This window comes from Streptomyces sp. NPDC046866, from assembly GCF_040704625.1.
Lineage (GTDB): Bacteria > Actinomycetota > Actinomycetes > Streptomycetales > Streptomycetaceae > Streptomyces.
Genome location: NZ_JBEYXN010000014.1, coordinates 60745 through 73913, shown reverse-complemented (window position 1 = coordinate 73913; position 13169 = coordinate 60745). Strand labels below are relative to the sequence as shown.

General features: G+C 73.2%; 14 protein-coding genes and 1 riboswitch. Of the genes, 7 read left to right on the top strand and 7 right to left on the bottom strand.

Annotation, left to right across the window (positions count from 1 at the left end; all coding sequences use genetic code 11):
* Window positions 1–8: 8 nt before the first annotated feature.
* The 4 genes from metF to AB0953_RS20985 form a co-directional block, all read right to left on the bottom strand.
* Window positions 9–926 carry a methylenetetrahydrofolate reductase [NAD(P)H] gene (metF, locus tag AB0953_RS21000; protein WP_366861016.1) on the bottom strand — a complete coding sequence of 306 codons (918 nt, stop codon included), beginning with the start codon at window positions 924–926 and terminating at the stop codon, window positions 9–11.
* 216 nt (window positions 927–1142) lie between these two features.
* Window positions 1143–1796, bottom strand: coding sequence for a thiamine phosphate synthase (thiE, locus tag AB0953_RS20995; RefSeq protein ID WP_366861015.1), 654 nt, complete (start codon window positions 1794–1796; stop codon window positions 1143–1145).
* A 93-nt stretch (window positions 1797–1889) separates the two neighbouring features.
* Window positions 1890–2255, bottom strand: coding sequence for an Rv2175c family DNA-binding protein (locus AB0953_RS20990; RefSeq protein WP_361919660.1), 366 nt, complete (start codon window positions 2253–2255; stop codon window positions 1890–1892).
* Between the two features lie 149 nt (window positions 2256–2404).
* Entirely contained in the window at window positions 2405–3625 is a 1221-nt protein-coding gene (locus tag AB0953_RS20985) for an FAD-dependent oxidoreductase (RefSeq protein WP_366861014.1), read from the bottom strand.
* A 118-nt stretch (window positions 3626–3743) separates the two neighbouring features.
* A riboswitch (TPP riboswitch) is annotated at window positions 3744–3856 on the top strand.
* Here AB0953_RS20985 and thiO point away from each other — a divergent pair.
* The 6 genes from thiO (at window position 3854) to AB0953_RS20955 (ending at window position 9854) form a co-directional block, all read left to right on the top strand.
* On the top strand, window positions 3854–5023 hold the full coding sequence (thiO, locus tag AB0953_RS20980; RefSeq protein ID WP_366861013.1) for a glycine oxidase ThiO: 1170 nt from the start codon (window positions 3854–3856) through the stop codon (window positions 5021–5023). It overlaps the preceding riboswitch by 3 nt.
* Window positions 5020–5238 (top strand): sulfur carrier protein ThiS, encoded by a 219-nt coding sequence (thiS, locus tag AB0953_RS20975; protein ID WP_366861012.1) that lies wholly within the window; start codon window positions 5020–5022, stop codon window positions 5236–5238. Before thiO ends, thiS begins: the two co-directional genes overlap by 4 nt.
* A gap of 5 nt (window positions 5239–5243) precedes the next feature.
* Complete coding sequence (locus tag AB0953_RS20970) at window positions 5244–6038, top strand: thiazole synthase (protein WP_366861011.1); 795 nt, start codon at window positions 5244–5246, stop codon at window positions 6036–6038.
* Between the two features lie 373 nt (window positions 6039–6411).
* On the top strand, window positions 6412–8331 hold the full coding sequence (gene pknB, locus AB0953_RS20965) for a Stk1 family PASTA domain-containing Ser/Thr kinase (RefSeq protein ID WP_366861010.1): 1920 nt from the start codon (window positions 6412–6414) through the stop codon (window positions 8329–8331).
* A gap of 3 nt (window positions 8332–8334) precedes the next feature.
* Window positions 8335–9222, top strand: a complete 888-nt coding sequence (locus AB0953_RS20960; RefSeq protein WP_366861009.1) for a deoxyribonuclease IV — start codon at window positions 8335–8337, stop codon at window positions 9220–9222.
* Between the two features lie 80 nt (window positions 9223–9302).
* A complete protein-coding gene (locus AB0953_RS20955; protein ID WP_366861008.1) occupies window positions 9303–9854 on the top strand; it encodes a DUF4396 domain-containing protein in 552 nt (183 codons plus the stop codon).
* Between the two features lie 19 nt (window positions 9855–9873).
* On the opposite strand, the gene AB0953_RS20950 is transcribed toward AB0953_RS20955, so the two are convergent.
* On the bottom strand, window positions 9874–10506 hold the full coding sequence (locus AB0953_RS20950; protein WP_366861007.1) for a sulfite oxidase-like oxidoreductase: 633 nt from the start codon (window positions 10504–10506) through the stop codon (window positions 9874–9876).
* A gap of 172 nt (window positions 10507–10678) precedes the next feature.
* Here AB0953_RS20950 and bfr point away from each other — a divergent pair, with 172 nt between their 5' ends.
* Window positions 10679–11158 (top strand): bacterioferritin, encoded by a 480-nt coding sequence (gene bfr, locus AB0953_RS20945; RefSeq protein ID WP_366861006.1) that lies wholly within the window; start codon window positions 10679–10681, stop codon window positions 11156–11158.
* A 24-nt stretch (window positions 11159–11182) separates the two neighbouring features.
* Here the strand turns inward: bfr and AB0953_RS20940 are convergent, their stop codons facing one another.
* Together AB0953_RS20940 and AB0953_RS20935 are read right to left on the bottom strand one after the other, a co-directional pair.
* Complete coding sequence (locus AB0953_RS20940; protein WP_366861116.1) at window positions 11183–11422, bottom strand: (2Fe-2S)-binding protein; 240 nt, start codon at window positions 11420–11422, stop codon at window positions 11183–11185.
* Between the two features lie 182 nt (window positions 11423–11604).
* The gene (locus AB0953_RS20935) at window positions 11605–12960 is read right to left on the bottom strand and encodes a class II 3-deoxy-7-phosphoheptulonate synthase (RefSeq protein WP_366861005.1); all 1356 of its coding nucleotides are present in this window, start codon (window positions 12958–12960) and stop codon (window positions 11605–11607) included.
* Window positions 12961–13169: the final 209 nt, after the last annotated feature.

The window sequence follows — 13169 nt, the reverse complement described above, 5'->3', positions numbered from 1 at the left end:
ACGGCCGATCAGGCCCGCTGGTGCAGGCCCAGATTCTCGTAGATCTCGAGAGTCGCCGTGGAGTTGTTCAGCGTGATGAAGTGCAGCCCCGGGACACCCTCGGACAGCAGCCGCGCGCAGAACTCCGTGGCGAACTCGATCCCCATGGAGCGTACAGCGGCCGGATCGTCCTTGACGGCGAGCATGCGCTCTTTCACGGCCTCCGGGAAGACGGCGTTGCTGAGTTGGGGCAGCCGGTCGAGCTGCTTGACGGCCACAACAGGCATGACCTCAGGGATGATCGGCGTCTCGCAGCCGGCCTTCTCGACGCTGTCGCGCAGCCGCAGATAATTCTCGGGATCGAAAAACATCTGGGTGATCGCATAGTCGGCGCCTGCGCGGCACTTGTCCACGAAGTGCCGGATGTCCGTGTCCCAGTCCTCCGAGCGCGGGTGCATCTCGGGGAACGCGGCCACGCCCACGCAGAAGTCGCCGGACTCCTTGAGCAGGCGGACCAGGTCGGCCGCGTAGTGCACGCCTTCGGGGTGCGCGACCCACGGACCCATGGGGTTGCCCGGCGGGTCGCCGCGCACGGCGAGCATGTTGCGGATGCCGGCGTCGGCGAACTGGCCGATGACGTTGCGCAGCTCGGCGATCGAGTGGTCGACGGCGGTCAGGTGCGCGACGGGCGTCAGGGTGGTGTCCGCGGCGATCTGCTGGGTGGCCTTCACGGTGCCGCCGCGGGTGGAGCCGCCGGCCCCGTACGTCACGGAGACGAAACTCGGGCCCACCGCCTCGATGCGGCGCAGCGCGTTCCAGAGGTTGCGCTCGCCGGTCTCGGTCTTGGGCGCCCAGAACTCGAAGGAGTACGAGGGGTCCCCGGACGCGAGAAGGTCGCGGACCGTGCGTGCACGGTCCGTTCGGGTGGAAGCGGTTCCAAGGGCCATACGGGCAGGTTAGACGCGCGTCCGCGGACACCGAAGCCGCGTCCACTCCTTGGACATGTTTTTGGACACCCCCGGGCCGGAGCCGGGGCGGCCGTGCCGGAGGGCGCCGGGGCCGGAGGGCGCCGGGGCCGGGGCCGGAGGGCGCCGGGGCCGGGGCCGGAGGGCGCCGGGGCCGGGGCCGGAGGGCGCCGGGGCCGGGGCCGGACGGGGCGGGGACTAGGCGAGGCGGTCCCGGACGCGCTTGGCCAGGTCGGCCGCGGCGGCGCCGGGGTCGGAGGCCTCGGTGAGGGCGCGGACCACGACGATGCGGGTGGCGCCGGCGTCGAGGACCTCGTCGAGGTTGCCGGCGTCGATCCCGCCGATGGCGAACCAGGGGCGGTCCTGCTGCAGGGAGGCCGCGTAGCGGACGAGGTCCAGGCCGGGGGCGTGGCGGCCCGGCTTGGTGGGGGTGGGCCAGCAGGGGCCGGTGCAGAAGTAGTCCACGCCGGGCTCGGCGGCCGCGGCGGCGACCTCGGACTCGGCGTGGCAGGAGCGGCCGATCAGGACGCCCCCGCCCAGGATCGCGCGGGCGGCGGGCACGGGGATGTCGCCCTGGCCCAGGTGCAGGACGTCGGAGCCGATGGCGTGGGCGACGTCGGCCCGGTCGTTGACGGCGAGGAGCCTGCCGTGGCGGCGGGCGGCCTCGGCGAAGACCTGGAGGTGCTCCAGCTCCTCGCCGGCCTCCATCCCCTTGTCGCGGAGCTGGACGATGTCCACCCCGCCGGCCAGGACGGCGTCGAGGAACTCCGGGAGGTCCCCCTGCCGCTTGCGGGCGTCCGTGCACAGGTAGAGCCGGGCGTCGGACAGCTGGGCGTTCGCGTGCGCGGACATGGGGGTCCCCCTCGTGGGCACGGCGCCGGGCCGCCGCGGTGGGCGGCGGCTCCGGGCGCCGCGGATGGATCGGATGGGCTCAGGCGTCGGGCGTCAGAGGGCGAGCGCCTGGGCGCGGCGCTTCACCTCCGTGCCGCGATTCTCGCTCAGCGCCTGCACCGGGGTGCCGGGCAGGGTCGGGTCCGCGGTGAAGAGCCACTCCAGCATCTCCTCGTCGGAGAAGCCGTCGTCGCGCAGGACGGTCAGCAGGCCGGGCAGGCCCTTGACCAGCTTGTCGCCCGCGATGAAGGCGGCGGGCACCTGCAGGGCGCGGTTCTCACCGCGGCGTACGGCGATCAGCTGACCTTCCTTGACCAGCTGGCGGACCCGGGTCACTTCGATGTCGAGCATCTCGGCGATGTCGGGCAGGTACAGCCAGGCGGGGACAAGGGCATCGATCTTTGCGTCAATCTCGGTCACGGCACAAGCCTGCCACCTCCCGCCGCCGCCCGGCACCCGAGCCACCCCATCCGGGTCCGCCCCGGCTCCGCCGACCGCCCGGCACGGGCGCCCGGCAGTGCGGCCCCGCCGGCGCCCGGGGCGCCGGGTGCGGGGTCCGGGGTCCGGGGTCAGGCCGCTGCGGACTTCACGGGGGTGGACGGGTCGGCCAGTTTGGCGGGATCGACCAGGGTGCCGGTTTCGATCAGGCGGCGGGCCTGGGCCAGGTCGCGGGGGCGGCCCACGGCGAGCACCGCCACCAGCGACCCGGCCCGGAGCCAGCACACCGTCCAGGCGGATTCCCCCGGATCCCCCCGCCAGAGCAGCGTGTCCGCCGCCGCGTGGTGCCCCGCGTACTGGACGAAGCGGCCGAACTGCTCCGACCAGAAGTACGGCACCGGGTCGTACGTCTGCGCGGGGCCCCCGGCCAGGATGTTCGCCGCGACCACCCGCGGCCCCTGCAGCGCGTTGTCCCAGTGGTGCACCAGCAGCCGCGCCCCGTACCGCCCGGACGGGAAGGACGCGCAGTCGCCGACCGCGTACACCCCCGGCAGGGAGGTCCGCAGGAAGGCGTCGGCCGTGACCGAGCCGTCGGGCCCGAGCTCGACGCCGGAGCCGGCCAGCCACCGGGTGGCGGGCCGGGCGCCGATCCCGACGACCACGGCCCCGGCCGGCAGCTCGCGGCCGTCCGCGAGCAGGACCCGCCCGGACTCGACCGAGGCCACCTGGGCCGAGGTCAGCAGGGCGGCGCCGATCTCCTCGTACCAGGCGGCCATCGGCGCGGCGACCTCCGCCGGGAGGGCCCCGGCCAGCACCCGGTCCGCCGCCTCGACCACGGTCACCGCGCAGCCGGCCTCCCGCGCCGCGGTGGCGAACTCCGCGCCGATCCACCCGGCGCCGACGACCACGGTCGCCGGGGACTGCGCCAGCACCGGCCGCAGCCGCGCCGCGTCGTCCAGGGTGCGCAGCAGGTGGACGCCGGGGACGCCCTCCGCGCCCGGCAGGGTCAGCGGTTCGGCCCCGGTCGCCAGGACCAGGACCCCGTACGGGACCGGCCCCGCCTCGGTGTCCAGCTCGCGGTCGGCGGCCCGCAGCCCCGTGACCTCGACGCCGAGCCGCAGCTCGATGCCGAGGCCCTCGAAGTCCACGTCGAAGGCGGAGTCCTCGGCCTTGCCGAGGAGCAGCGCCTTGGACAGCGGGGGCCGGTCGTACGGCTGGTGGGGCTCGGCGCCCAGCAGGGTCACGGGGCCGGTCCAGCCCTGCTCGCGGAGGGCGACCGCGGTCTGCACTCCGGCCATTCCGGCGCCGACGATGACGACGCCGTTCTCAGTCTGTTCCGTCTGCTCGCTCACGTCCACCAGCCTAGTCAACTGACGATCAGTCAGGAACCTGGCGCCGCGGGACACGGGCCCGCCGCCCGGCATCCGGCGCACTCCCCCTCCCCCGAGGCGAGCGGCTAGGGTGGCCACCGTTACCCATCGCGGGAGTCCGGGCGCACCGGGCTGAGAGGGAGGCTGACCGGCCTCCGACCGTACGAACCTGATCCGGGTCATGCCGGCGAAGGGAGGGGCTGGACGCCCATGCACTCATCTCGGAAGGGATCCGACGTCCTCGTCATCGGGGGCGGGATCATCGGCCTGGTCACCGCCTGGCGGGCGGCCCGCCGCGGGCTGCGCACCGCGCTCGCGGACCCCGCCCCCGGCGGCGGCGCCGCCCGGGTCGCGGCGGGCATGCTCGCCGCCGTCACCGAGCTGCACTACGGCGAGGAGACCCTGCTGGGCCTCAACCTCGCCTCCGCCGCCCGCTACCCCCAATTCGCCGCCGAGCTGGCCGACGCCAGCGGCGGCATGGACATCGGCTACCGCGCCTGCGGCACCCTCGCCGTGGCCCTGGACGCCGACGACCGGCTCCACCTGCGCGAGCTGCACGCCCTGCAGCGCCGCTGCGGCCTGGAGTCCGAGTGGCTCACCGGCCGCGAGTGCCGCCGCCTGGAGCCGATGCTCGCCCCGGGGGTGCGCGGCGGGCTGCGCGTGGACGGCGACCACCAGGTCGACCCGCGCCGGCTGGCCGATGCGCTGCTGGCCGCCTGCGAGAGGGCCGGCGTGGAGATCCGCCGGGCCGGTGCCGCACGGCTGCTGGTCACCGCCGACCGGGCCGTCGGCGCGGCCCTCGACGACGGCACCGAGCTGTACGCGGACCAGGTCGTGCTGGCCGCGGGCTCGCTCAGCGGCCGGCTGGCCGGCGTACCGCAGGAGGCGCTGCCGCCCGTACGGCCGGTGAAGGGGCAGGTGCTGCGGCTGACGGTGCCGGCGGCGTACGCGCCGTTCCTGTCGCGGACGGTACGGGCGGTCGTGCGCGGCAGCCACGTCTACCTGGTGCCGCGGGAGAACGGCGAGCTCGTCGTCGGCGCCACCAGCGAGGAACTCGGCTGGGACACCACGGTCACGGCCGGCGGGGTGTACGAACTCCTGCGGGACGCCCACGAATTGGTGCCCGGCATCACCGAACTGCCGCTGACCGAGACCCTGGCCGGGCTGCGGCCCGGGTCCCCCGACAACGCCCCGCTGCTCGGGCCGACCGCGCTGCCCGGGCTGCACCTGGCCACCGGGCACTACCGCAACGGGGTGCTGCTGACCCCGCTCACCGGCGACGCGCTCGCCGACCTGCTCACCACGGGCACGCTGCCGGAGATCGCCCGCCCGTTCAGCCCGCTCCGCTTCTCCGCCGCACGTCAGGAGTCGTACGCATGAACCTCCCCGCCTCCGCCTCCGTCTCCGTCAACGGCGAGCCGCGCGAGATCGCGGCCGGCACCACGCTCGCCTCGGTGGTCGCCACCCTCACGACGGCGCCGTCCGGCGTCGCGGCCGCCCTCAACGAGACCGTGGTGCCGCGCGGGCAGTGGCCGCTGACCGCGGTCCGCGACGGCGACCGGATCGAGATCCTCACCGCGGTCCAGGGAGGCTGAGCACGATGGCCGACGACACGTTCGAACTGGGCGGCCGGAGCTTCTCCTCCCGCCTGATCATGGGTACCGGCGGGGCGCCGAGCCTGGAGATCCTGGAACACGCCCTGATCGCCTCCGGGACCGAGCTCACCACGGTCGCGATGCGGCGCCTCGACCCGACCGTGCAGGGCTCGGTGCTGTCCCTGCTGGACCGGCTCGGCATCGCGGTCCTGCCGAACACCGCCGGGTGCTACACGGCGGGCGAGGCCGTGCTGACGGCCCGGCTGGCGCGGGAGGCGCTCGGCACCGACTGGATCAAGCTGGAGGTCATCGCGGACGAGCGGACGCTGCTGCCGGACGGGGAGGAGCTGCTGAACGCCGCCGAGACGCTGGTGGACGACGGGTTCACGGTGCTGCCGTACACGAACGACGATCCCGTGCTCGCGCGGAAGCTGGAGGATGCGGGCTGCGCGGCGATCATGCCGCTGGGGTCGCCGATCGGGTCCGGGATGGGGATCCGCAATCCGCACAACTTCGAGTTGATCGTGGAGCGGGCCGGTGTCCCGGTCATCCTGGACGCGGGGGCCGGCACGGCCTCGGACGCCGCCCTCGCCATGGAGCTGGGCTGCGGCGGGGTGATGCTGGCCTCGGCGGTGACGCGGGCCCAGGCCCCCGCCCTGATGGCCGCGGCCATGCGGGATGCGGTGTCGGCGGGGCGCCTCGCCTTCCGTGCGGGCCGCATCCCCCAGCGCCGCTTCGCGGAACCGTCCTCCCCGATGGAGGGCCGCCCGGCCCTCGACCCGGAACGCCCGGCCTTCTGACGGCCCCGCCGACGCTGCCGCTGCGCGGAGCGCTCCCCTCCCCGCCCCTTCCCGAAACCGGGCTCCTCCCGGACCCGATTGCGCTCAAACGCCGCGCGGGCTGAAATTCAGCCCCGCCGGCGTTTGAGGCGCTGGGGGTACCCCCAGCGGTAGCTGGGGGAGGGTTTGGGGGCGGAGCCCCGCCCCGCGGCGGAGCCGCATATCCGGCACAGCGGGAAGGGGCGGGGAGGGGACGGCTCCGCGCACCGGAACAGCAGCAGCGGCAGCGGCAGCGGCAGCGGCAGCGGCCAACCGCGGGGCGGGACGTCACAGGTGCGCTGCAAGGTGGGCTCCGGCGGCCGCCCCCCACAGGCACCGCTCGTAGAATCGCCGGGTGGACACGACCCTGGATGACCCCCTCGTCGGGCAGACGATCGACGGCCGCTACCGCATCGACGCCCGCATCGCGGCCGGCGGCATGGCCACGGTCTACCGGGCCCTGGACACCCGCCTGGACCGCATCCTCGCCCTGAAGGTGATGCACCCGGCGCTCGCCGCCGACGCCGCCTTCGTCGACCGCTTCATCCGCGAGGCGAAGTCCGTGGCCCGCCTCGCGCACCCCAACGTGGTCGCCGTCTTCGACCAGGGCACCGACGGCCCGTACAGCTACCTCGCCATGGAGTACGTCTCCGGCTGCACCCTGCGCGACGTGCTGCGCGAGCGCGGCGCCCTCCAGCCCCGCGCGGCGCTGGACATCCTGGAGCCGGTCCTCGCCGCCCTCGGCGCAGCGCACCGCGCCGGGTTCGTGCACCGCGACATGAAGCCCGAGAACGTGCTGATAGGCGACGACGGCCGGGTCAAGGTGGCCGACTTCGGGCTGGTCCGCTCCGTGGACACCGTCACCAGCACCACCGGCGCCGTCCTCGGCACCGTCTCCTACCTGGCCCCCGAGCAGATCGAGGACGGCATCGCCGACACCCGCGCGGACGTCTACGCCTGCGGCGTCGTGCTGTACGAGATGCTGACCGGGGAGAAGCCGCACACCGGCGGCACCCCCGCCCAGGTGCTCTACCGGCACCTCCACGAGGACGTCCCGCCCCCGTCGGCGGCCGTCCCGGGGCTGCCCGCCGGCCTGGACGCCCTGGTGGCGCAGGCCGCCGCGCGCGATCCGGAGCTGCGGCCCCACGATGCCGCCGCCCTCCTCGGCCTGGCCCTGGAGGCCCGGGCGCAGCTGAGCGACGCCGAGCTGAACGCCGTACCGCCGCAGGCGCGGGCCGGGGAGCGGTCCGCCGCCGAGGACCGCACCAGCGTGATCCCGCGGCCCGTGGCCGTCGACCGGCAGCCGGCGGAGCACACCTCGCGGCTGGTGCTGCCGCCCGTGTCCGTGGACTCCGACGAACCCGTGCCCGCCCCGGCCGCGGTGCGCTCGCGCCGCGGCCCGCTGCTGGTCCTCGCGGCGCTGCTGCTGATCCTCGGGGTCGGCGCGGGCGTCTGGTACATCAACTCCGGCCAGTTCACCAAGGTCCCGAACCTGCTCGGCAAGACCGAGGAGCAGGCCCGGTCCGAGCTGTCGGCCGCCGGCCTCGGCGTGAAGCGGGTCGACCGGAAGTTCAGCGACGCCTTCGAGCGCGGGACCGTGATGAACAGCGACCCGCAGGGCGGCAAGCGCATCCGGGGCAACGGCGAGGTGGTGCTCACCGTCTCCCGTGGCCCCGAGGTCGTGATGGTGCCCGACGTGAAGAACCGGGCGCTGGACGAGGCGAAGGCGGAGCTCACCAAGAGCGGCCTGGCGCCCGGGATCGTCACGCAGGCGTTCAGCCAGGACGTCCCGCAGGGCTCGGTGATATCCACCGATCCGCCGGGCGGCACCCGCCGGGCGCCGGAGTCGGCGGTCGCGATCACCGTCAGCAAGGGCCGCCCGGTGCAGGTGCCGAACGTGGTCGGCAAGCCCCTCGACCAGGCCCAGGCGGCGCTGCAGTTCCTCGGCCTGACCGTGCAGACGGCGCCCGAGCAGGTCAGTTCCCCCGCCCCGGCGGGTACGGTCGCCAACCAGTCGGTCAGCGCCGGCGCCCAGGCCGCGGCCGGCGACACGGTGGTGCTGACGGTCTCCAAGGGGCCCCGCCTGATCCCGGTGCCGAACGTGGTCGGGCAGGAGGCGGACCTGGCCCGCAAGACGCTGGAGGCCGCCGGGTTCAAGGTGAGGGTGGAGAAGCCCTTCCTGTCGTTCGGCAACACCGTGGACGCCCAGTCGGTTCCGGGCGGGCAGACCGCCCCCGAGGGCAGCACGATCGTCGTCCGGGTCAAGGGGCTGTAGGGCGTGGCAGACGGGCAGGAGACGCGGGCTGCTGCGCGCAATCCGGTCGGCGGGCACGTACCCGTCGCCGGCGGCCTCGCCACGGTGGGGCTGTCGTACGCCCGGGAGCTGGGGGCCGAGGCCGTCCAGGTCTTCGTGGCCAACCCGCGCGGCTGGGCCACCCCGGTCGGCAACCCGGCGCAGGACGAGCTGTTCCGCGCGGGCTGTGCGGCCGGGTCGATCCCGGCCTACGTGCACGCGCCGTACCTGATCAACTTCGGGTCGCACACCGAGGCGACGGTGGAGAAGTCGGTGGAGTCGCTGCGGCACTCGTTGCGCCGCGCCCGCGAGATCGGCGCACTCGGGGTGGTCGTGCACACCGGCTCGGCGACCGGCGGTCGGCCGCGCGAGGCGGCGTACGCGCAGGTCAGGCAGTTCATGCTGCCGCTGCTGGACGAGCTGACGCACGAGGACGACCCCTTCCTGCTGCTGGAGTCGACGGCCGGGCAGGGCTCCTCGCTGTGCTCGCGGACCTGGGACTTCGGCCCGTACTTCGACGCCCTCGACCACCACCCGAAGCTCGGCATCTGCCTGGACACCTGCCACGTCTTCGCCGCCGGGCACGACCTGGCGGAGCCGGGCGGGGCCAAGCAGACGCTGGACCTGCTGGTGGACACGGTGGGCGAGGGCCGGCTGAAGCTGATCCACGCCAACGACTCCAAGGAGGGCGTGGGTGCGCACAAGGACCGGCACGCCAACATCGGCCGGGGGCACATCGGCCGGGACGCCTTCGCCGAGCTGTTCTCCCACCCCGCGACGGAGGGCGTCCCGCTGATCATCGAGACGCCGGGCGGCACGGAGGGGCACAAGGCGGACGTGGACCTGCTGAAGGAGCTGCGCGCGTTCCACTGACCTTCCTTGAGGAATACCCCTGGGGGGTATACGGTTCTGCTGTCGGCAGGACCGCTGCCAGGCGTTCCCAGGGGGTTGCGATGAACGACGTTCACGAGCACCACGAGCACCACGAGCACCAGCACCACGAGCACCACCACGGTCACGGCGGGCATGCCAGCCACGACGGCCCCGGCGGTCACGACGGCCGCGGCAAGGCGAGCTGGGGCATGGCCGCCCGGGCCACGCTGCACTGCCTGACCGGCTGCGCCATCGGCGAGGTCCTCGGCATGGTCATCGGCACCGCGCTGGGCTGGGGCAACACCGCGACGATGGTCCTCGCGATCGCCCTCGCGTTCCTCTTCGGCTACGGGCTCACCCTGCGCGGCATCCTCGCCGCCGGGGTGGACCTGCGCTCGGCCGTCCGGGTGGCGCTGGCCGCCGACACCCTGTCGATCGCCGTCATGGAGCTGGTCGACAACGGCGTGATCCTGGTCTGGCCGGGCGCGATGGACGCCCACCTGTCGGAGGCGCTGTTCTGGATCGCGCTCGCGATCTCGCTCGCGCTGGCCTTCGTCGTGACGACCCCGGTCAACAAGTGGATGATCGGCCGGGGCAAGGGGCACGCGGTGGTCCACCGGTACCACCACTGACGGAACCGCCCCGGGCCGGCTACAGCTCGGGGCCCTCCCCCGGCTCCTCCTGGTAGGAGTAGCGCTGCTCGCGCCAGGGATCGCCGATGTTGTGGTAGCCGCGCTCCTCCCAGAAGCCGCGGCGGTCGGCCGTCATGTACTCGATGCCGCGGACCCACTTGGGGCCCTTCCAGGCGTACAGGTGCGGGACCACCAGGCGCACCGGGAACCCGTGCTCGGCGGTGAGCAGCTCACCGCCCATGTGGGTGGCGAAGAGGGTGCGCTCGGAGGCGAAGTCGGCCAGCCGCAGGTTGGAGCTGAAGCCGTACTCGGCCCACACCATGACGTGCGTGGCCTCGGGGGCCGGCGGCGCCAGCGCGAGGACCTCGCGGGCGAGCACCCCGCCCCATTCGGCGCCGACCATGCTGAACTTCGTCACGCAGTGGAGGTCGGCCACGACCGTCCGGAACGGCAGGGCCGTGAACTCCTCGTGGTTCCAGCAGTGCTTCTCGCCGTCCGCGGTGGCGCCGAAGACGCGGAACTCCCAGCGGTCCGGCTTGAACTTGGGCACGGGCCCGTAGTGGGTGACCGGCCAGCCCCGCTGAAGCCGCTGCCCCGGTGGAAGCTCCGGCTGCTCTGCTCCCGGAGATTCCCGGCTTTCCGGCTGACCCATGACTCCATGGTGACAGACGCGGACGGGTGGTCATGACCAGCCGCGGGTCGATTCGGGCATGTCACGGCAACTCCCACTAAGGAGGCACTTACTGGACGGCCCCCTGCGGCGGTGCGAGGATGCGCGCACCACCACGTCACATGGCTGACATTGCCTGGAAGGAGCCTCTGCGATGCAGGGCGACCCCGAGGTCCTCGAGTTCCTGAACGAGCAGCTGACCGGCGAGCTCACGGCGATCAACCAGTACTGGCTCCACTACCGGATCCAGGACAACAAGGGTTGGACCAAGCTCGCCGCCTACACGCGCGCCGAGTCCATCGACGAGATGAAGCACGCGGACAGACTCACCGAGCGCATCCTGATGCTGGACGGGCTCCCGAACTACCAGCGGCTGTTCCACGTGCGGGTGGGCCAGACCCTGACCGAGATGTTCCAGGCCGACCGCCAGGTGGAGGTGGAGGCGATCGACCGCCTCAAGCGCGGGATCGAGGTGATGCGCGGCAAGAACGACATCACGTCGGCGCGCCTGTTCGAGGACATCCTGGCGGACGAGGAGCACCACATCGACTACCTCGACACCCAGCTGGAGCTGATCGAGACCCTCGGCGAGCAGCTGTACATCGCGCAGCTGATCGAGCAGCCGGAGAGCTGAGGCCGGGGCGGCGGCGGAGCCGCTCTACGCAGCCTCGGCGAGCTGCGGGGCGGGGGCGAGCACGGCCGCCGCATCGCCCTTCTCCAGCAGCTCGCGGCGCGGGCAGGCCCCGCGGCCGAGGAGGCCCTGGATGGTGCGGACGCAGGAGCCGCAGTCGGTGCCGGCCTTGGTGGCGGAGGCGATCTGGCGGGGGGTGCAGGCCCCGGCCGCCGCGTGCTCCTTGACCTGCTGGTCGGTGATGCCGAAGCAGGAGCAGACGTACACGCGGTTCACCTCCGTCAGGAATGGTTTCTGCAGCCATCCCCTATTCGGTGAGGCTTACCTAACCGTACCCAAAGCGGCCATGGCCGAAAAGCCCCGGCAACGGCAGTGGGGCGCGGATCACATCGATCCGCGCCCCACCGTCATCGGGTGCTCACGGGCAGGCGCCGGGGCCCGCCGTTCGGCTACTGGTCCCGGTACATCTCGGCGACGAGGAAGGCCAGGTCCAGGGACTGGCTGCGGTTGAGCCGCGGGTCGCAGGCCGTCTCGTAGCGCTGGTGCAGGTCGTCGACGAAGATCTCGTCGCCGCCGCCCACGCACTCGGTGACGTCGTCGCCCGTGAGCTCGACGTGGATGCCGCCCGGGTGGGTGCCCAGCGCCTTGTGCACCTCGAAGAAGCCCTTGACCTCGTCGAGCACGTCGTCGAAGCGGCGCGTCTTGTGGCCGGAGGCCGCCTCGAAGGTGTTGCCGTGCATCGGGTCGGTGACCCAGGCGACGGTGGCGCCCGAGGCCGTGACCTTCTCGACGAGCTCGGGGAGCTTGTCGCGGACCTTGTCGGCGCCCATGCGGACGACGAAGGTCAGCCGGCCCGGCTCGCGCTCGGGGTCGAGGCGGTCGATGTACGTCAGCGCCTCGTCCACCGTGGTGGTGGGGCCGAGCTTGATGCCGACCGGGTTGGCGATCTGCGAGCAGAACTCGATGTGCGCGTGGTCCAGCTGGCGGGTGCGCTCACCGATCCAGACCATGTGGCCGGAGGTGTCGTACAGCTTGCCGGTGCGCGAGTCCGTGCGGGTCAGCGCGCCCTCGTAGTCCAGCAGCAGCGCCTCGTGCGAGGAGTAGAACTCCACCGCCTTGAACTCGGCCGGGTCGGTGCCGCAGGCCTTCATGAAGTTCAGCGCGTTGTCGATCTCCCGCGCGAGCTGCTCGTAGCGCTGCCCGGACGGGGAGGACTTCACGAAGTCCTGGTTCCAGGCGTGCACCTGGCGCAGGTCGGCGTAGCCGCCGGTGGTGAAGGCGCGCACCAGGTTCAGCGTGGACGCCGACGCGTGGTACATGCGCTTGAGGCGCTCGGGGTCGGGGACGCGGGCCTCTTCGGTGAAGTCGAAGCCGTTGACGGAGTCGCCGCGGTAGGTCGGCAGGGTCACGCCGTCGCGGGTCTCGGTGTCCTTGGAGCGCGGCTTGGAGTACTGGCCCGCGATGCGGCCGACCTTGACGACCGGCACGGAGGCCGCGTACGTCAGGACGGCGCTCATCTGGAGCAGCGTCTTCAGCTTCGCGCGGATGTGGTCGGCGGACACGGCGTCGAAGGCCTCGGCGCAGTCGCCGCCCTGCAGCAGGAACGCCTCGCCCTTGGCGACGGCTCCCAGACGGGCGCGCAGCTGGTCGCACTCACCCGCGAAAACGAGCGGAGGATACGACTCGAGGTCCGCGACGACAGCGCGCAGGGCCTCGGCATCGGGGTACGAAGGCTGCTGCGCCGCGGGAAGGTCTCGCCAGGTCGCCTTGGTGGCGGGGGCGTGGGTTTCAGCGTTCACGGTCACCCCATACACATTACGGCGTCACACCTCGCGTCCGGCCTGAGGACCACTACGTGAGACAGACGATCTCTCGTACCGTGCCGTGGCCCGTGTTGCCCGCCGGCCGCCCCCCACGGTGGGTTAGGGTTCACCCCATGTACGCACGCACCGGCCAGAACTGGTGGTGGACCGCTCCCGGCGGCCCACTTCGTCTGCGTACCCACTGAGACCAG

Coding starts and splice junctions, on each gene's coding strand:
- metF (WP_366861016.1), bottom strand. CDS start 926: ATGGCCCTTGGAACCGCTTCCACCCGAACGGACCGTGCACGCACGGTC.
- thiE (WP_366861015.1), bottom strand. CDS start 1,796: ATGTCCGCGCACGCGAACGCCCAGCTGTCCGACGCCCGGCTCTACCTG.
- thiO (WP_366861013.1), top strand. CDS start 3,854: ATGCACTCATCTCGGAAGGGATCCGACGTCCTCGTCATCGGGGGCGGG.
- thiS (WP_366861012.1), top strand. CDS start 5,020: ATGAACCTCCCCGCCTCCGCCTCCGTCTCCGTCAACGGCGAGCCGCGC.
- AB0953_RS20970 (WP_366861011.1), top strand. CDS start 5,244: ATGGCCGACGACACGTTCGAACTGGGCGGCCGGAGCTTCTCCTCCCGC.
- AB0953_RS20955 (WP_366861008.1), top strand. CDS start 9,303: ATGAACGACGTTCACGAGCACCACGAGCACCACGAGCACCAGCACCAC.
- AB0953_RS20950 (WP_366861007.1), bottom strand. CDS start 10,506: ATGGGTCAGCCGGAAAGCCGGGAATCTCCGGGAGCAGAGCAGCCGGAG.
- bfr (WP_366861006.1), top strand. CDS start 10,679: ATGCAGGGCGACCCCGAGGTCCTCGAGTTCCTGAACGAGCAGCTGACC.